This window comes from Streptosporangium sp. NPDC053982 (genome assembly GCF_055585205.1).
Map to the genome: position 1 here is coordinate 394,637 of NZ_JBVJKQ010000003.1, position 18,006 is coordinate 412,642.

The 18,006-nt window shown below is 72.6% G+C and carries 16 protein-coding genes; 8 read left to right on the plus strand and 8 right to left on the minus strand.

Annotated elements, in window-relative coordinates:
- Positions 1-22: 22 nt before the first annotated feature.
- The 8 genes from ACZ6W9_RS07060 to ACZ6W9_RS07095 all read left to right on the plus strand — a co-directional run bounded on the left by ACZ6W9_RS07060 (position 23) and on the right by ACZ6W9_RS07095 (position 9,741).
- Positions 23-1,480: an MFS transporter gene (locus tag ACZ6W9_RS07060; protein WP_470116866.1), complete on the plus strand. Its 1,458-nt coding sequence runs from the start codon at positions 23-25 to the stop codon at positions 1,478-1,480.
- Positions 1,481-1,996: 516 nt separating this feature from the next.
- The gene (locus ACZ6W9_RS07065) at positions 1,997-3,535 is read left to right on the plus strand and encodes a BTAD domain-containing putative transcriptional regulator (protein ID WP_470116867.1); all 1,539 of its coding nucleotides are present in this window, start codon (positions 1,997-1,999) and stop codon (positions 3,533-3,535) included.
- A gap of 2 nt (positions 3,536-3,537) precedes the next feature.
- Positions 3,538-5,646: a sensor histidine kinase gene (locus tag ACZ6W9_RS07070; RefSeq protein WP_470116868.1), complete on the plus strand. Its 2,109-nt coding sequence runs from the start codon at positions 3,538-3,540 to the stop codon at positions 5,644-5,646.
- 156 nt (positions 5,647-5,802) lie between these two features.
- Entirely contained in the window at positions 5,803-6,747 is a 945-nt protein-coding gene (locus ACZ6W9_RS07075; RefSeq protein WP_470116869.1) for a hypothetical protein, read from the plus strand.
- Between the two features lie 101 nt (positions 6,748-6,848).
- Positions 6,849-8,633, plus strand: coding sequence for an NAD+ synthase (locus ACZ6W9_RS07080; RefSeq protein WP_389955157.1), 1,785 nt, complete (start codon positions 6,849-6,851; stop codon positions 8,631-8,633).
- 70 nt (positions 8,634-8,703) lie between these two features.
- Positions 8,704-9,045, plus strand: coding sequence for a Scr1 family TA system antitoxin-like transcriptional regulator (locus tag ACZ6W9_RS07085; protein ID WP_389955160.1), 342 nt, complete (start codon positions 8,704-8,706; stop codon positions 9,043-9,045).
- Positions 9,030-9,254 carry a DUF397 domain-containing protein gene (locus ACZ6W9_RS07090; protein ID WP_389955163.1) on the plus strand — a complete coding sequence of 75 codons (225 nt, stop codon included), beginning with the start codon at positions 9,030-9,032 and terminating at the stop codon, positions 9,252-9,254. Before ACZ6W9_RS07085 ends, ACZ6W9_RS07090 begins: the two co-directional genes overlap by 16 nt.
- Before the next feature lie 130 nt (positions 9,255-9,384).
- A complete protein-coding gene (locus tag ACZ6W9_RS07095) occupies positions 9,385-9,741 on the plus strand; it encodes an MmcQ/YjbR family DNA-binding protein (RefSeq protein ID WP_389955166.1) in 357 nt (118 codons plus the stop codon).
- A 27-nt stretch (positions 9,742-9,768) separates the two neighbouring features.
- Here the strand turns inward: ACZ6W9_RS07095 and ACZ6W9_RS07100 are convergent, their stop codons facing one another.
- From ACZ6W9_RS07100 to ACZ6W9_RS07135, 8 genes are all read right to left on the minus strand, one after another.
- Positions 9,769-10,092, minus strand: coding sequence for a cytotoxic translational repressor of toxin-antitoxin stability system (locus ACZ6W9_RS07100; RefSeq protein WP_362940542.1), 324 nt, complete (start codon positions 10,090-10,092; stop codon positions 9,769-9,771).
- Positions 10,093-10,190: 98 nt separating this feature from the next.
- Entirely contained in the window at positions 10,191-10,607 is a 417-nt protein-coding gene (locus tag ACZ6W9_RS07105; RefSeq protein WP_389955169.1) for a prevent-host-death protein, read from the minus strand.
- A gap of 226 nt (positions 10,608-10,833) precedes the next feature.
- On the minus strand, positions 10,834-11,406 hold the full coding sequence (locus ACZ6W9_RS07110) for a TetR/AcrR family transcriptional regulator (protein WP_470116893.1): 573 nt from the start codon (positions 11,404-11,406) through the stop codon (positions 10,834-10,836).
- Positions 11,406-12,905, minus strand: coding sequence for a hypothetical protein (locus ACZ6W9_RS07115; protein WP_470116870.1), 1,500 nt, complete (start codon positions 12,903-12,905; stop codon positions 11,406-11,408). Before ACZ6W9_RS07115 ends, ACZ6W9_RS07110 begins: the two co-directional genes overlap by 1 nt.
- Positions 12,902-13,279: a hypothetical protein gene (locus tag ACZ6W9_RS07120; RefSeq protein ID WP_389955174.1), complete on the minus strand. Its 378-nt coding sequence runs from the start codon at positions 13,277-13,279 to the stop codon at positions 12,902-12,904. The genes ACZ6W9_RS07115 and ACZ6W9_RS07120 overlap by 4 nt, the downstream gene beginning before the upstream one ends.
- Positions 13,280-13,464: 185 nt before the next feature.
- Positions 13,465-15,462, minus strand: a complete 1,998-nt coding sequence (locus ACZ6W9_RS07125) for a right-handed parallel beta-helix repeat-containing protein (RefSeq protein ID WP_470116871.1) — start codon at positions 15,460-15,462, stop codon at positions 13,465-13,467.
- A 69-nt stretch (positions 15,463-15,531) separates the two neighbouring features.
- Positions 15,532-16,152 (minus strand): TetR/AcrR family transcriptional regulator, encoded by a 621-nt coding sequence (locus tag ACZ6W9_RS07130; RefSeq protein ID WP_470116872.1) that lies wholly within the window; start codon positions 16,150-16,152, stop codon positions 15,532-15,534.
- Between the two features lie 7 nt (positions 16,153-16,159).
- On the minus strand, positions 16,160-17,755 hold the full coding sequence (locus tag ACZ6W9_RS07135) for an MFS transporter (protein WP_470116873.1): 1,596 nt from the start codon (positions 17,753-17,755) through the stop codon (positions 16,160-16,162).
- Positions 17,756-18,006: the final 251 nt, after the last annotated feature.

Genomic DNA, 18,006 nt, shown 5'->3' on the forward strand with positions numbered 1-18,006 from the left:
CCGCCTGTCCAATCATGCCGTCATGACGAGCACGACCGTCGCCGGACCCGGCTCGCCGCCCGGCTCCCCCGACTCCCCCGGCTCCAGCGGGCCGTCCGGTTCCTCCGGTTTCCTGCGGTCGAAGCTGGGCGGCCTGCCCCGGCCGTTCTGGGCGCTGTGGGCCGGCACGCTGGTGAACCGGGTGGGCATGATGGTCCAGCCGTTCATCGGCGTCTACCTGATCGAGTCCCGCGGCATGTCCCTGACCGCGGCCGGCACGGTGATGACGGTGTTCGGGGCCGGTTCGCTGGTCTCCCAGGTCCCCGCGGGCTGGCTGGCCGACCGGTACGGCAGGCGGATCACACTCGCCGGCGGCATGACGGCGACCGCCGCCGCCATGGCGGCGCTGGGCGCGAGCAGCTCGTTCCCGGCGATCGTGACGTCGATGTTCGTGCTGGGCCTGGCGATCGACGCCTACCGGCCGGCCTCCAGCGCGCTGGTGGCGGACCTCGTCTCCCCCGCCGACCGGCCGCGCGCCTACGGCCTGCTCTTCTGGGCGCTGAACCTGGGCTTCTCGGTGGCGATGGTCGCCGGAGGCTGGCTCGCCCGCGCCGGGTACGGGTGGATGTTCGCCGTCAACGCCCTCACCTCGGTGGCCTTCGGCCTGCTGGTGTGGCGGGCGGTGCCCGAGACGCTGCCCCGGCGCGCGGGCCGCGCCGGATCCAGGCAGGGCCGCACCGGGTCCCGGGGCGGGAACGGCGGACCCTCGGACGGCGGGCCCTCGGACAGCGGGCCCTCGGACGGCGGGCCCTCGGACGGCGGGCCCTCGGACGGCGGCGGACTCCAGGGCGAGGGCGACCGGCTCCGGGACGGCGGGACTCCGGCCGGGGATCGCGCCGGGACGCGGAGCGGCGGGCTCGCCGCGCTGCTCGGCGACCGGCTGATGATCGTCTACTGCCTGATCTCCCTGCTGTACAGCATGGCCTACACCCAGGCGTTCACCACCCTGCCGGTGGCGATGAGCCACTCGGGCTTCTCCACGGTCGACTACGGCCTGGTGATCGCGGTGAACGGCGTGCTGATCGTGATCCTGCAGCCGCTGACCGGCGACTGGCTCGGCAGGCGCGACCCCGGCACCGTTTTCGCCACCGGCCTGATCGTCATCAGCGCGGGCTTCGCGCTGACCGCCTTCGTCTCCAGCGTCGCCGGGTACGCCGCGGGCGTGGTCGTCTGGACGCTGGGCGAGATCCTCACCGCGGGACTGCCGGGCGCGATCGTGGCGGTCCTCGCCCCGACCCACCTGCGCGGACGATACGCCGGCGTGTACGGCCTGGCCATGTCGGGCGGGGCCATGCTCGCCCCGCTGGCCGGAACCCGCCTGCTCGAAGCCGGTCCCGTCACGCTGTGGCTGACCGTCGGCGGGGTCAACCTGGTCGCGGCGGCGGGCCTGTTCGCGATCCGTCCGGCGCTGCGCCGCCGCGCGGCCTCGCCGGAGGCGTGAGCGGAGTCGGAGGCGTGACGGCGGAGGCGTGACGGCGAAGGCGTGCGCAGAGCCGGAGGGGTGACGCCGGAGGCGTGAGCGGAGCCGGAGGGGTGACGCCGGAGGGGTGAGCGGAGCCGGAGGGGTGACGTCGGAGCCGGCCCGGAGCGCCGGACCCGTCGCGAAACCGGCCCCGCGTCTCCCGCGCGCTCCGGGGCAGGTGGCGGGCCGCCGTACGGTCCCGTGAACACCGGCCCCTTCCCGGAGCGCGTTGAACCGTTGTTGATCCGATTGCTGTTCCCGCGCGGTACGGTCCCCCCGTCACGGAATGGAGGGTCGGGACATAGCGCCACATACTCGGTTATTTCACCCTTAGGGGGATTTTCCACTTTCAGGGCGGAGATCTGTGACCGAAGTGGTGCAGCCACCCACCTTGAATGTGCGGTTTCGACTACCGATGATTCTCTTCAGTCGGCGAACGATGGCAGGTGGAGCAGGTATGACCTTGGACGCGGTGGCTCTACGCTTACGCCTGAGATGCTGACGTTTCGGGCCCTGGGACCGTTCCAGGCACGCCATGACGGGGACCCCGTCGATCTCGGCGGGCAGCGCCAGAGGGCCGTGCTGGCCCGGCTGCTCGTCGCGGGCGGCCGCGCCGTACCGGTGAGCATGCTCATCGACGAGCTGTGGCCCGGTGAGCCCCCCGCCCAGGCCCTGTCCACCGTCCAGGGATACGTCTCGCGCCTGCGGCGCGCCCTGGAGCCCGGCCGCGCCCCCCGGGAGGAGGCGGCGGTCCTGGTCTCCGCCCCGCCCGGTTACGCGCTGCGCGCCGTCCCCGAGCAGGTGGACGCCTGGACGTTCGAGCGCGCGGTGAAGGAGGCGACGGGCGGGCCCGCCGAGGTGTGGGAGCGTCTGGGCCGGGCCCTCGCGCTGTGGCGGGGACCGGCCCTGGCCGAGTTCTCCGACCTGCAGTGGGCGGTGACCGAGGCGGGCAGGCTGGAGGAGCTGCGGCTGGTCGCGGTGGAGCGCCGCGCCGACGCGGGCCTGCGGCTCGGGCCGTCCGGTGCGCTGGTGGCCGACCTGGAGGCCCACGCCTCCGCCCACCCGCTGCGGGAGGAGGCCTGGCGGCTGCTCGCGCTGGCGCTCTACCGCAGCGGCCGGCAGGGGGACGCGCTGGGCGCCCTCCGGCGCGCCCGCGCGCTGCTCCGTGACGAGCTGGGCCTGGACCTCGGCCCGGCTCTGCAGCGGCTGGAGTCCGACATGCTGTCGCAGGCCCCCCACCTGGACCTGCCGCCCGCACCGCCCGCCACAGGCGGATCTCCCGCTGCCGGAGGGTCACCGGGCCCCGGTGAGGCCCGGGAAGACCGGGAGGCGCCGGTCTCCGCGACGGCCCCGGCGGAGGCGGACGGTCCGCGGGTGCTGCGCGTGGTGGTGGCCGACGACCAGGCGCTGGTCCGCACCGGCCTGCGGGTCGTGCTGGACAGCGAGCCCGGCTTCCAGCTGGTCGCCGAGGCCGAGGACGGCGAACGGGCGATCACGGCCGTCCGCGAGACCTCCCCCGACCTGGTGCTGATGGACATCCAGATGCCCCGGCTGGACGGCCTGACCGCCGCGCGGCGCATCCTGGCCGACGACGCGCCGCCGAAGGTGATCATGATGACCACGTTCGGCACGGACGACAACCTGTACGCGGCGCTGCGGGCCGGGGTGAGCGGCTTCGTGCTCAAGACCTCCGCCCCCGAGCAGCTCATCGGCGCGATGCGGGCCGCGCAGGCCGGGGACGCGCTGATCGATCCCGCCGTCACCACCCGGCTGATCGCCGCCTTCGCGGGGCGGACCGACCCCTCCGCCCCGCCCGCCCTCGCCGGTCTCGGCGACGCCGAACTGGACCTGATGAAGCTGGTCGCCCGCGGGCTCACCAACCGCCAGATCGCCGCGACCCTGTCGGTTCCCGAGCCCTCGGTGGCGCAGTCGGTGACCAGGCTCCTGGACCACCTCGGGCTGCACGACCGCGCCCAGCTCGTCGTCGCGGCGTACGAGTCGGGGCTGGTCAACCCCGGCGGGCCGGGCAGGTAGCGGTGGCCGGGCGCACCCGGCCCGGCGGCGGGCCGGACGACGGCGCCGGCCTGGCGGGCGGTTCGGGGACCGGTTCGGGGACCGGGCGGCCCGCCCGGCGGGCGCTGCCCGTCTCCGCCCGGCGGATCGTCGCCGTCGTGTCGGCCGTCGTGTCCGTCACGCTCACCGTCACCGGCTACGTCACCTACCGGCAGCTCCCCCCGGGCTGGGCCGGGGACCTGCCCGCCACCCCGGAGATGTCGGTCGGCGTGACCTTCCCCCTGGTCGGAGCGTTCCTGCTGGCCCACCGCTCACGCCCGCCCACCGCCTGGCTGATGTGCCTGGGCGGGTTCGGCTGCGCGGTCAGCACCTTCGCCGGCGCCATGATGCTGCGCTCGGGCGCCGACGGCGCGATGGAGGCCGCCGGGTACTACCGCCATGTCTCCGGGCTCGGCTGGATCGCAGGCGGCATCCTGCTGGCCACCGTGCTGCCGCTGTACTCCCCCGACGGGCGGCTGCCCTCGCGGCGCTGGCGCCCGGTGGCGGCGCTGGCGTTCACCGTCATGGCGGCGGAGGCGTTCCGCTCGATCACCCGCCCGACCCCGCCTCTCCGGAACTACCCGCTGCCGAGGATCGTCCCGAACCCGTTCGCCGTCGAGGCGCTGGCGCCCCACCTGGAGTGGATGCTCCTGGCCTCGACATGGGCGATCAACGTCATGGCCGTCCTGGCCCTGGCCTCCCTGGCCGTCCGGTTCCGGAGCGGCGACCCGGTGCTGCGCCGTCAGATCGCCTGGCCATTAAGCACGTTCGGCCTGTACGTGGTGGTCCTGCTCGGCGGCCCCTCCTGGTGGCTGCCGGCGACCGTCCTCACCGGGCTGATTCCGGTCTCCATCGCCTTCGCCGTGCTGCGCTACCGGCTCTACGGCATCGAAACCGTCGCGAGCCGCGCCTTCGTGGCCGCCGGGCTGATCGCCGCGGTCAGCGTGGTCTACTTCGGCGCGGGCGCCGTGGCCGGGCTGTTCCTGTCCGACTACGCCCCGGTTGGCGGGGCGATCGCGGCGCTGTTCGCCGGCGCGGTCTTCCACCCGCTCCGCCGCGTGCTGCGGCTGTGGGCCGACCGGCTCCTGTACGGCACGCGCGGCGACCCCCGCGCGCTGACCGCGCGGCTGGCCGCGGAGGCCGCCCAGACGGAGCCGGTGAACGCGCTCGCCGCCATGGCCGCGGTGATCCGTGACGTGCTGAGCGTCACCGGGGTCGCGGTCGAGGTGGACGGCGCGGAGGGCAGACCGGCGGAGATCGGGCTGCTCGGCCCGGCCCCCCGGACGGTGCCGCTGATCTGGCACGGTGAGCCGGTCGGGCGGCTGCTGCTGGGCTCCCCCGGCCCCCGCCGGTTCGCCGCCGCGCACAACGACCGGCTCATCGCGGCGGCCACGCCGTACGTCGCGGACGTCGTGCACGCCGTACGGATGACCGCCGACCTGCGTCGCTCCCGCGAGCGCATCCTGAGCGCCCGCGAGGAGGAACGCCGCCGCCTGCGCCGCGACCTGCACGACGGGCTCGGGCACGCGCTGACCGACATGGCCATGTCGATCAACATGGCCAGGATCACCCTGCGCACCTCCCCCGACTCGGCCGACCTGCTGCTGGGCGAGCTGCGCGGCGCCATGGACACGGTCAGCCGGGAGGTCAGGGAGCTGGTGTACGGCCTGCGCCCGCCGACCCTGGACGAGCTGGGCCTGGCCGGAGCCGTGCGGGCGCTGGCCGCCGAGGGGGACCCCGAGGTGTCCGTGGAGACGGCGGGCGACCTGTCCGACCTGCCCGCCGCCGCCGAGGTGGCCGCCTACCGGATCGCCCAGGAGGCGCTGACCAACATCCGCAAGCACGCCGGGGCCCGGACCGCGACGGTCTCGCTGGCCCGCGGGGAGTCGCTGACGGTGCGGGTGCGGGACGACGGCAAGGGGCTGCCGGAGACGGCGCGCTCCGGCGTGGGCCTGCTGTCGATGCGCGAGCGCGCCGCCGAGCTGGGCGGGACGTGCGTGGTCGGCGTGGCCCCGGGCGGCGGCACCGTCGTGGAGGCCGTCCTGCCGCTCCCGGCGGGCCGCGAGCCCCCGGCGCCGGCCGGGCGGGCGTGAACCCTCCGCCGGAGCGGGCCTTCCCGGCCGGGCGGAGCCTTCGGCGCCCCGGCCTGGCGAGCACGGCCTTTCGGCTCCGCTTCCGGGCGGATGTGAACCTTCCGCGCCGCTCGGCGCTCTAACAACCAGCAGACGAACCGTTCCAAGGAGATCGTTGTGAAATACCGGACCCTGGTCGCCGGCGCCGCGCTCGTCGTGACCGCCCCCGCTCTCTCCGCGACCGCCCAGGCGTCCGCCGGGACGACCGCGACCACCGCCTCCGCGGCGGGTCCCGCGGCGGCCCCGGCCGCGGCCACCGTACGCGGCGTCTACTTCGACTACAAGGACGGTGGCGTACGGGTGACGGCCGGATCCGGCGGGCGGGCGGTGACCATCCCGTCGGGCGACGGTTCCTTCGTCGGCCAGTTCTCCGCGTCGCCGGACGGCGGACGCGTCGCCTGGATCGACGCCAAGGGCCGGCTGCACGTCAGGTCGGCCGCCGGGGACAAGGTCGTCGCCACCGGCGCGGCCTACGGCGGGCCGTGCGTGACCCCCGCCTGGAGCGCCGACGGCCGGCGCATCGCCTTCCCCAGGAGGGGCGACTCGGAAGCCGCGACGGTGGCCGTGGTCGGCGCCTCCGGCGGGCGGGTGACCGTGCTCGGCCGTACCCCCGGCCCCTGCCACCTGACCTGGTCGGCCGACGGCGGGACGCTCGCCGGCTACGCCGGGGACACCACCGGCGTCCACCTGCTCGACACCCGCACCCACCGCTCCCGCAAGGCGCCCGGCATCAGGCTCGCCAACCACGTGGGGAGCGTCTCGCCCGACGGGCGGCGGGTCGTGGTGCGGACGATCTCCGCGGACGCCCCGGGCGGAGACGGCTCCTGGCCCGTCTGGTACAGCCCGTCGATCTACGACACGATGACCGGCAAGAAGATCGCCATCCCGGTGAAGGGCAGTGCGCTCAGCGCCCACTACCTGCGCGACGGCCGCCTGGCCGTCCGGGTGAAGGGCGCCTCGGCCAACACGATCGTCGTCCTCGACCGCTCGGGGAAGGAGGTCCGGCGCGTCACCGAGCCCGCCACCGCGCGGAAGCTCGGCCTGCTCGGCGTCACCGGCTGACGGGTACGGGCCGCCCCCTTCCCCGGGCGGCCCGGGTAGCCCGCCGTCTTCCCCGGGCGGCCCGTCACCGCCTCCCGGGAAGCCGGGAATAGGGTGGGGACGTGGCTCAACTCCGTATCGCCCTCGCCCAGACCGACCCCGTCGTCGGTGACCTCGCCGGCAACGCGGACAGGCTCGTCGAGTGGACGAGGCGCGCCGCCGACCGGGGCGCGCACCTGGTGGTCTTCACCGAGATGTTCCTGACCGGCTACCCGGCCGAGGACCTCGTGCTGCGCAGCTCGTTCGTGGAGGCGTCGATCGCCGCGGTCGAGGACGCCGCCCGGCGGCTGGCCGACGAGGGCCTCGGCGAGATCCCGGTGGTCGTGGGCTACGTCGACCGGGCCGACCTGGCGCCCCGGATCGGACAGCCCAAGGGCGCCCCGCTGGACGCCGCCGCGCTGCTGCACCGCGGCCGGGTCGTCACCAGGACCGCCAAGCACCACCTGCCGAACTACGGCGTCTTCGACGAGTACCGCTACTTCGTGCGGGGCGATCGCCTGCCGATCTTCCGCCTGCACGGGGTGGACGTGGCGATCGCCGTCTGCGAGGACCTCTGGCAGGACGGCGGGCCCGTCTCGGTCGTGGCCGAGGCCGGAGCCGGGCTGCTGGTGGTGCCGAACGCCTCGCCGTACGAGAAGGAGAAGGACGACGTCCGGCTGGAGCTGGTCGCGAGGCGGGCGCGGGAGGCGGGCTGCGCCCTCGCCTACGCCAACCAGGTCGGCGGGCAGGACGAGCTGGTCTTCGACGGCGACTCGATCATCGTCTCGGCCTCCGGCGAGCTCGTCGCGCGGGCCGCGCAGTTCTCCGAGGAGCTCCTGGTCACCGACCTGGAACTGCCGGAGGCCCGGTACGGCGGGCTGGGGACGTTCCAGGTGGACGCCCACGACGGCACGGTGATCACGGTGGAGCGGGTGGAGCTGGCCGCGTTCCCCGTCGAGCCCTACGCGCCGCAGCCCCCCTCCGTGGCGCCGCGCCTGGACGACCTCGCCGAGATCTACTCGGCCCTGGTGCTGGGGCTTCGCGACTACGTCGCCAAGAACGGCTTCCGGTCGGTCATTCTGGGCCTGTCCGGCGGGATCGACTCGGCGCTGACCGCCACGATCGCCTCCGACGCCGTCGGCCCCGACCGGGTCCACGCGATCATGCTGCCCTCGCGCTACTCCTCCGAGCACTCGCTGAGCGACGCCCGGGAGCTGGTGGACCGGCAGGGGATCAACGCCCGGGAGGTGCCGATCGCCGACATCGTCGAGGCGTTCGAGAAGGAGATCGAGCTGTCCGGCCTGGCCGCGGAGAACCTCCAGGCCCGGGTGCGCGGCATGATCCTGATGGGCCTGTCCAACGAGCACGGCCACCTGGTGCTCACCACCGGCAACAAGAGCGAGCTGGCGGTCGGCTACTCCACCCTCTACGGCGACTCCGCCGGCGGCTTCGCTCCCATCAAGGACGTGCTCAAGACCCAGGTCTGGGAGCTGTCCCGCTGGCGCAACGCCCAGGCGGGCACCTCCGGCGACTTCCTGTACGGCTTCGACCGGCCGCCGATCCCGGAGAACTCCATCTCCAAGGAGCCGAGCGCCGAACTGCGGCCCGGCCAGCGCGACACCGACTCCCTGCCGCCGTACGACGTGCTCGACCGGCTGCTCGGCGACTACGTCGAGAACGACATGGGCTCGGCCCAGCTCGTCGCGGTCGGCCACGACCCGGAGCTGGTGGCCAGGGTCATCCGCCTGGTGGACGTCGCCGAGTACAAGCGCCGCCAGTACCCGCCGGGTCCGAAGATCACCCCGAAGAACTTCGGCCGCGACCGCCGCCTCCCCATCACCAACGCCTGGCGCGAACAGGCCCGCTGACCGGAAGCCCGGTGGCGGGCGGGTGGCCGGGGTAACGGGTGGACGTCTGGCTGTGTGGGTGGCCGGCCGCATGGGCGCCCCGCCATGTGGGTGGACGACCGGGCGCGACCAGCTCGCGGCGCTGCTCGCCGCGGCCGAGCGTAAGCACGTCTCCATCCAGGTCGTGCCGAAGGGCGCGGGCGCGACCGGAGGCGCGATCGCCGGTATGGAAGGAGGTTTCTTCATTGCGGGCGTCGAAGGAAGCCTGGATAGTGTGTTCGTGGAGTCCGCCGCCGTAGGACATGTGACGGACCACCCGCGTGACGTAGCGGTGCTCTGCAAGAGATACGAGGCAATCCGCTCGGTGGCCCTGCCCGCGCAGGCCAGCGCCGATCTGATCGCGAAGGTGATGACGAAGTGGCAGCAGACCTGACCGGCGCCGCCTGGCGCAAGTCCTCGCTCAGCGGCTCCAGCGGCGGCGAATGCGTCGAAGTGGCCGTCGTGGACGCCCCCGGATCCGGCACCGGCCCCCTCCACGTCCTCCGTGACTCCAAGGACCCCGACGGCCCCAAGCTCTTCCTCACCCGGGCCGGATGGGACGCCTTCGTCGGCGGCGTCAAACTCGGCGAGCTCGACCTCTGACCCTTGGTCGGTCCTCAGCGCTCCACCGCACGCCTCCCCGACCGGTCTCGCCGGAGGGAAGCGGCACGTGCCCTTCTGAGACGAAGTACCGGAAGCCGCGCCCTCTCCCCCGGTGAAGTACCGTCCGATCATGGATGACGATCCGCTGGAGTCCCTGCGCCGGCTCTGCCTGGCGCTGCCCGAGACCACCGAACGGCTCAGCCACGGCGAGCCGACCTGGTTCATCCGGGACAAGAAGACGTTCGTGATGTATGCCGACCACCACCACGGCGATCGGCTCGCCTTCTGGTGCGCCGCCCCTCCCGGCGTGCAGGAGGTCCTGATCACGCAGGACCCCGGGCGCTTCTTCCGCCCGCCGTACGTCGGCCACCGGGGCTGGCTCGGCGTCTATCTCGACGTCCCGCAGGACTGGGCGGAGGTCGCCGAGATCATCATCGACGCTTACCGGATCGTCGCCCCCAAGCGTCTGACTGCTCTCCTGGAGTGAGCGTGGAGATGGCTCAGTACCTAAATGTCACGTTCCATCGGCCCAGAAGGTGTGCAGCCTGGCGATGGCCTCTTCCCTGGTCATCTTCATGATCTCCGCCTCGGTAAGACCGACCCGCGCGATCAGCAAGTGGACGAGATCGGCGGGAAGCGTCTCCGCCGGTGCGGCAGGTATACCGCGGTCCGGACTCTCCCCTTCCCTGACGCATCTCCAGAACTCCTCCTCGGAAACGTTGAGCTGGTCCCGAAGGATGTGTGCCCAGAGGTTGCGGCCATAGGAAGTGCGATCAGGCGGATGAGAGATCCTGGTCCGCAGGATCCGGCCGTCCGGAAGGCGAAGTTCATAGGTCACGTGGTGGGTTCCTGAACGGCCCCGCGCGTCACGGACACTGGTCCATCCCTCTGCCAGACAGAACTTCTCGTGATCTTCCCTGGTAGCCGAAGGCCAGATCACGCCGCCTGCCCTGTCAGCCAGCGACGGAGTTCATCGTCATCGCTAAGGGCGATCAACTGGACCAGTCCCCAGTTGTCCCGGTGATTGGGCGCGTCAAGAAGATGATCTTGCCAGTCCTCGGCGTACTCGCGGAGAGCATCGATCATCTCGTTGATCGCCGCATTGAAGTCAGCGCCATCCGCCGCCACCGGAAGTCCGGGAATGAAAACAGACCAACCATCATCTTCGGACACCACCTCAGCACGGGACGGGGTCACCGTGGCCAGGAAATTCCGCAGACGCTCTGCATCCACAACGGCAGCTCTGACCGCGTCCCGACGGAGGGTGGCGGTCTGCCCACGCTCGGCCGCATCCAGAAGATCCTTCAGATGAGCGCGCGCCTCGGTATAGGTGTCGTAGTGCAGGGTCGTCATTGAACCTCCCATCCGATCCTCCCTTGGAATATCAAGTACGTCAAGTACGTCAAGTACTTATGTTCTCTCTAGGCGCTTCGCGGGATATCCCATCAAGTGCGCCCGGCCTCACGGTGATCGCACATCCACGTCTTGTGAAGCACCTCAGGAGCACTATGCATCGCCTGGTTCACCACGTCTCGAGTTCACCGGAGAAGACGAGACTGCCGTTCTCCGGCGGGCTCCGTCAGTGAGGCAGGGCGCGTTCCAGGTAGGCGCGGAGGAGGAGCTTGGTCTCGGTGATGTAGGAGGGGTCGCCGCCGGGAGACTCGCGGAAGGCGAGCTTGAGGAGCGCGTCGGCGGCCTCGACGGCGATGAGGAGGGTGCGGTTCAGGTCGCCCGCGCCGGAGAGGGGCCGATCGGCGAGGTAGCCGGCGAGGGAATCGGCCACCGCGCGGTTCTCGCCGAAGTCGATGACCGCGAAGCCCGGGACCGTGCGTTTCATCTCGACGTACTCGTCCACCACCAGGTCCACCATGTCGAGCCGGTCCACCGTCCCCGTGAGCCGCCGCTCGATCCGGGCCAGGAAACGTTCCAGGTTGCGCCGGGCCAGGGCGTCGGCCAGGCCGCGCCTGTCGCGGAAGAAGCGGTAGATCGAGCCGATCGGCACCTCGGCGCGGGCCGCCACCGCCCGGGTGCTCAGCGCGTCGTAGCCGCCCTCGTCGAGCAGGGCCGCCGCCGCGTCGAGCATCTGGTTCACCCGCTCCACGCTGCGCTGCTGGACCGGGTTTCTGCGTACGGAGGATCCCACGGCGTCCATCATGCCGCGAACAGCAGGATGAGCCCCCCGATGGTGTAGCAGACCATCAGGACCAGCAGCGGTATCTGCCCGGCGACCGCCCGCTCCGGAGGGAAGAGCCGTACGGAGCGGTCGTGGGCGGTGACCACGCCGAGCACGTGGCCGGTCACGATGGCCAGTACCTGGACGGAGGCGATCGTGCCGGGGCCCACCACGTCCGGATCCACGGTCCGGTCCAGGCCGAACGAGAGGATGACCGCCCGCTGGCCCTCGATGACGAGGAGCGAGAAGTAGTGGGCGATCAGGTAGCCGACGGCGACGGGTACCAGCGAGTGGGCGAACATACGGGCCATGCCGCGCCCCCCGGTCACCCCGACTCCCCCGGCCGCATCCTCTCCTCCGGTCGCTCCGCTCCTGCCGGTCGCTCCGGACGTGCCGACCACTCCGTCCCCGCCACCCGCCGCGTCTCCCGTTCCTCCGGACGGCACGGGTACGGCGGCTCCGTTCCCGACCCGTCCGGCCCGGCCGATCAGGCCGGCCGCGGCGGTGCAGGCCCGGTAGAGGGCCGCCACGAGGCCGATCGCGGTGAGCAGGCCGAGCGTCCCGGTGACCGTACGGCCCAGCGGCCCGGCCTGCAGGAGGTTCACCCACCACGGGGAGTCGGAGAACCCGTCGTATCCGGTGGTGCCGAGCAGCACGCACACGACGGCGACCAGCCCAGGGGCCGGGCGCAGGCCGTCGAGCCCGTCGAGGGGGTTGCGCAGGACCAGCCTGCCGTCGTCCCTGCGGCCCAGGGGTGACAGGCGGCCGATCAGGGCGGAGTAGACCTCGAAGGCGTCGGCCCGGTCGAACCACCGTGTCCCGTACCGGAAGGCCGCGGCCAGGTGGGCGGCGCCGTACAGGGTGAGGAAGACGGCCAGCGTGACCGGTGCGGCGGGGGCCGGCGAGACCAGTTCCATCCAGGCGAAGGCGGTCAGGCCGAGCGCGGCGGGCCGGTAGCCGAACGGCGCGGGCCCCCTGTCCCTGCCGCCGAGCAGCAGGTGGATCGTGCGCAGCGGGTTGAGGAGCCGCCAGACGGGTCCGAGCAGCAGCGACGCCGGGATCAGTCCCGTCCAGAGGACGACGTAGACCAGGTGGGCGGCCGGGTTCCGGCCGGGGTCGCCGGGTCCGAGGAGCATCCAGGCCGCGGTGAAGGCGGCCCCCGCCAGCCCGATGATCCGCAGCGCCCATCGGGTCCGGGCCCCCGCGGGGAGCCGTACCGGCCGCCCGGCCGTCCCGCCGCGGAACCGGGAGTCGGCCCAGAGCAGAGCGAGCCCGAGGAACGACGCGAACAGTGCCGCGAACGCCCCGGCGAAGGCGTAGAACAGCGGGATCGGCAGGTCGTGCCTGCTTCCCACGCCGTGGGCGAGGATCCCGGCGGCAGCGTGGCGGGCCGACGGCAGGGCCACGGCATGGGCGAGGACCCCGTCGGCATGGTTGATCGGCGGCCCGGCCGTGACGTGGGCGAGGATCCCCGTCATCGGATGACGAGCTGGGTCAGGACGAGGCCGGACTCGTGGGTCTCGACCTCGAACAGCCCGACGCGGTCGGCGACGACGTCGAGGGTGACGGGCCGGCCCGGCTCCAGGCGGCGGGTGAGGTCGAAGCCGTGGACGTGGAGCTCGTCGGCGACGTCGGAGGTGACGACCAGGCGGATCGCCTGGCCCCTGGCGGCCTCGACGCGGCCCGGCGGCGGGGTCACCCGGCCGCCGGCGACCCTGATCTCGACGGTCGGCCCCTCGGGGGCGCCGTAGGCGTCGTACGGCGGGGGCGCGGTGGCCACGCTGTGGTCGGTGCCGGGGTTGTGGTGACCGGTGGAGACGTTGCAGGCGGCCAGCAGCAGGCAGGCGCCCACGGCCGCCGCCGCCCGCAGCCCCGATGACGGCTTTCCCCGGTGACGCGCCGACCGCGCCCCCGGGGTCTCTGGCGTCTCCGGTGTCTCTGGCGTCTCCGAGGCCGGCGCGGGACGGGCCCACTCCCCCGGGGTCTCCTGAGCCGGGGCGGAACGGGCCCGCGCCCCCGGGGCGGACGGTGAACGCCTCACGCGGGCGCCTCCCCGACGGGGATCGCCGTACGGCCCGGCCTGCGGGCGAGCAGGACGACGGCCCAGAGGATCCAGACCCCGCACAGCAGTCCGCGGATCCAGCCGGGGCCGACCGGCAGGAGCGGGATCATCACGACCGCCTTGTCGAAGGCGTCCGCCAGGGCGAGGACTCCGAGCACGACCGTGAACCGGCCGAACCCCCGGCTGCCGGTCCACAGCAGGCCCGCACCCGTCCACCACGCTCCCATCAGCGCCAGGGCGGCGGCGGGCAGGAGGGTGTATCCGTAGGCCGCGCCGAGGACGTCCAGGGTCAGGCCCGCGATCCCGATGACCGTGACGGCCAGGCCGGCCCGGGAGCGCAGCGCGCGGCGCCGGAGCAGGACCGCGACCAGGCCGAGCGCGAGGGAGCCGGCGAGGGCGAGCTGCACCTCGACCCTGGCCGGGCCCGCCGCGCCGTACCACTCGCAGCCCGCCGGGAGCCGCCGCTCGCGGATGCTGTAGTCGTTGCACAGGTAGCTCTTGGCGACCTTGACCGGTTCGCCGAGGATCCGGGACGGTCCGGCGGAGCCGCAGGCGGGCAGTGCCCACGGGGTGGAGGGGCCGGCGTCGTCCTGCCAGCAGTTGCCGGTGCCCTGACCGTCCCACGAGACGCCGGCGCCGTTGGGGCGGCTCGCGCCTTCGGGGGTGACGCCGAGGTGGTTGTCCTCGTAGAGGTTGTGGTGGGAGGTGTCGAACTGCTTGCCCAGGGCGCCTTCCCCGCGGATGAAGGCGGGCACCGCGAGGAGGTCGAAGGCCGCGGACTCGTGGCCCCAGATCCAGTTGTCGCGGAAGACGTTCCAGTTGCCGCCCGCGGTGATGATCCCGGTGCCCCGGGGCATGCCGATCTGCGGGCAGACGACGCCCCGCTCGTAGCCGCGTTCGGCCGCGGGCCTGGCGCAGGTGCCGTCGGCGACGTACCGGTAGTAGTCCCGGTTGTTGTCGTGGATCCGGTTGCGCTCGAAGCGGGCGTGGTTCTGTGGCAGGCCCGGGTGCCCGGCGAACGCGCTGTCCATCGAGGCGCCGCCCATGTTGTCGTAGAACTCGTTGTCGTGGACGTACACCGAGTCGCCCGCGGTGCCCGAGTAGCCGACCATGTTGTCGTGGCTCCTGCAGCGCCGGATCTCGATGGAGTGGCGCGGCACGTCGTGGCCCCGGCCGTCGTTGATGTCCGAGGCGCTGCCCGGGTAGAGCCCGGAGTCGCCGTTGCCGTGCGATTCGCAGTCGGTGTAGAGGCCGTGGTCGCTGGCGAAGGTCAGGAAGCCGTACTCGTCGTTCCAGCGGGTGAGCATCGTGTCGATGACGAAGCCGTCGGCGGCCAGGATGTAGATCGAGTTGAACGTGGTCCGCTGGGCGGTGAAGTTGCGGAAGTAGATCCCGTTGGCCGTGTCGGCGCGGATCGCGTTGAGCTTCCGGTACTGGGCGTCGATGATCACGTCCGTCGGCTTCGCGCCGGTGCCCTCGATCTGCAGGTCCTTGATCCCGAGGATGGCGACCAGGTTCTGGTTGTGCGGGCACTGCCGCTGCTGCTCGTAGGAGAGGATCTGGTAGCCCCAGGCCGACCAGCGGGCGGGCAGGCGGGCGCAGGCGCCGGTGGGTTCCGGCAGGCTGGGCTCCTCCAGGTAGACGCCGGGCAGGATCGCGATGTCCGTCCCGGGCCGGTCGACCTTGTCCACCGCCTCCTGCAGGTGGCGGTACCCCTGCTTCTGGCAGCGGTCGAACAGTTCCAGGTTGCGCCGCCTGAGGTCGGCCGGGAAGTCCGCGATCCGCCTCTCGAAGTCGGCGCGGTCGCTCTTGCAGACCAGCAGGTCGGGTTCCCCGGTACGGTGCACCGGGACGCTGCCCGTGCCGTCGGGGAGCTTCACGGGGCGTTCCTCGTGGGCGAGGGCCGCGGAGGCGGGAAGCAACAGGACGAGGGCCAGCGCGACGACGGTCGCGGCCCCGCGTAACGGACGCATGGCCGCGAGAGTAGAACAATGTTCATCTTTTGCCCAGACCCGTTTTCCGGACCCTGTCCGGGGCCGGGCTCAGGCGGCGGGGGCCAGACCGGCCAGGTGCTGGTCGACGATCCGCTCGGCGATGCCGGTCGCCGGCTCCTCGGACCCGCCGGACCTCGCGTCCCGCATGTACCACATGGCGGTACCGATCAGCGCCGCCATCGCGACGGGCAGGTCGAGGTCGGCGCGGATCTCGCCGGTGGCCATGCCCCGTCGCAGCACGCCGGCCAGCACCTCCCGGCGCGGCTCGATCGTGGCCTTGCGGATCCGCTCGACGAGACGCGGGTGCCGCTCGGCGTCGTTCATCACGATGCTCATCACGCACCGGCTGCGCGCGTCGCACGCGTCGCGCACGACGACCTCCAGGTAGGCGACGAGGTCCTCGCGGACCGAGTCGCCCCGCAGCTCCGGCAGCGGCGACTTGAGCCGGGCCAGGGCGTCGACGCACAGGTCTTCCTTGTTGGCCCAGCGCCGGTAGATGGTGGTCTTGCCGACCCCGGCCCGGGCGGCGATCGCCTCGATCGACAGCTCGGCGATGTTCATGCCCTCGCCGATCAGGCCGAGGGTGGCGTCGATGATCGCCTGTTCCGCCCGGGCGCTGCGGGGACGGCCCGCCGGGCGGGCCGCTCGCGTCTCGTCAGTCGTGCTCATCGCACGTCTACACTACTGCCGGTTTCCTGCCGAGATCCCCCTCCCCGATTGCGGAGTCGGGGACGGCGGAGGGAGCGGGGGAAGCGGTCGCGCCGCCGTCGCCGGACGGCAGCCACCTGAGCGCCACCAGCGCGCCGATCAGCGCGATCGCCGCCGAGACCAGCGCGGTGACGTGCATGCCGTCCAGGAAGGCCGCCTTGGCGGGGTCCACCAGGGCCGCGCCGCGCGCGCCGAGGCTCTGGGCCGTGCCCATCGTGGCCGTCAGAGACTCGCCCGCGACCTCCCGGAGCCTCTCGGGCAGCCCGGCCAGCGCGGGGGCGATCTCGTCGCGGTAGGTCGCCGACAGCACCGAGCCGAGCAGCGCCACGCCGAGCGCGCCCGCGACCTGCCGGACGGTGTTGCTCATGGCCGAGCCGACGCCGGCCTTCTCCCGGGGCAGAGCCTCCATGATCGCGGTGGTCGCCGGCGGCATGATGTTGGCCATGGCCGCGCCCTGGACGAAGAAGACGATCTCGATGACCACGAGCGGCGTGTTCTGGTCCATCAGCGCGTAGGAGGCCAGCACGCCGGCCACGACGAGCATGCTCAGGGTGGCGGTCGGCTTGCCGCCGAAGCGGCGGACCATCCGCTGGCTGAGCGGGGCGAAGATGAGCTGGGCGGCGGCGAACGGGATCATCAGCGCGCCCGCCTGCAGCGGGGTGTGGCCGAGGACGATCTGCAGGTAGAAGACCAGGAAGAACATCGCGCCCATCATCGCGAAGAACACGATGCCGACCAGGCCGACCGCGGTGGCGAAGCGGGCGTCGCGGAAGTAGGTGACGTCGAAGGCCGGGTGGTCGATGCGGCGCTCGTACCAGACGAAGAGCGCCAGTACGGCCACGCCGAGAAGCGTCGGGACGAGCACCTCGGCGCTGGCGACGGTGGCCAGCTCGCCGCCCCGGATGATGCCGTAGGTGAGGACGACCAGGCCGACGACGGACAGCAGGACGCCGATCGGGTCGAGCCTGGACGGCCTGGGGTCACGCGACTCGGGCACGACCAGGGCGATGAGCACCATGGCGATCAGGACGATCGGCAGGTTGACCAGGAAGACCGAGCCCCACCAGAAGTGCTCGATCAGCAGGCCGCCGGTGATCGGGCCGATCGCCACGGCGAGGCCGACGCCGCCGGCCCAGACGCCGATCGCCTTGCCGCGCTCCTGCGGCGGGAAGACGTTGGAGATGATGGCGAGGGTCGCCGGCATGATCGCGGCGCCGCCGATCCCCATGAACGCCCGCGCCACGATGAGCTGGCCCGGGTCCTGGGAGTAGGCGCTGGCCAGCGAGGCGAGGCCGAAGAGGGCCATGCCGATCATCAGCATGCGCCGGCGGCCGGTGCGGTCGCCGATGACCCCGAAGGTGAACAGCAGGCCCGCGAAGACGAGCGTGTAGGAGTTGATCGCCCATTCCATCTGGCTCTGGGTCGCGCCGAGACCCTCCTGCGGGTCGGCGATCGTCTTGAGGGCGACGTTGAGGATCGTGTTGTCGAGGACGACGGCCAGGAGGCTGAAGACCAGCACTCCCAGGACCTGCCATCTCCTCGGGTGGCCGAGCTGCGGTTCCATGAGACCCCGTTTTCGATACGCTTGAGTTTCGCAACGCGACCGTATCGCTCGGCGTTCCGATACGCAACCGTTTCGTTTCGTATTTACCGGATGTCAATCCACCGGAAACATCCCGGCCCGGAGCGGCCCCTGACTCCGGGCCGGAGCCGGCCGGAGCCGGGCCGGAGTCAGGGCCGGAGTCAGGGCCGCCCGGAAGGACCCGCCCGCCGGGCCGGGACCGCCGCCCCGGCCCGCTCCCGGACCGCCCCGCG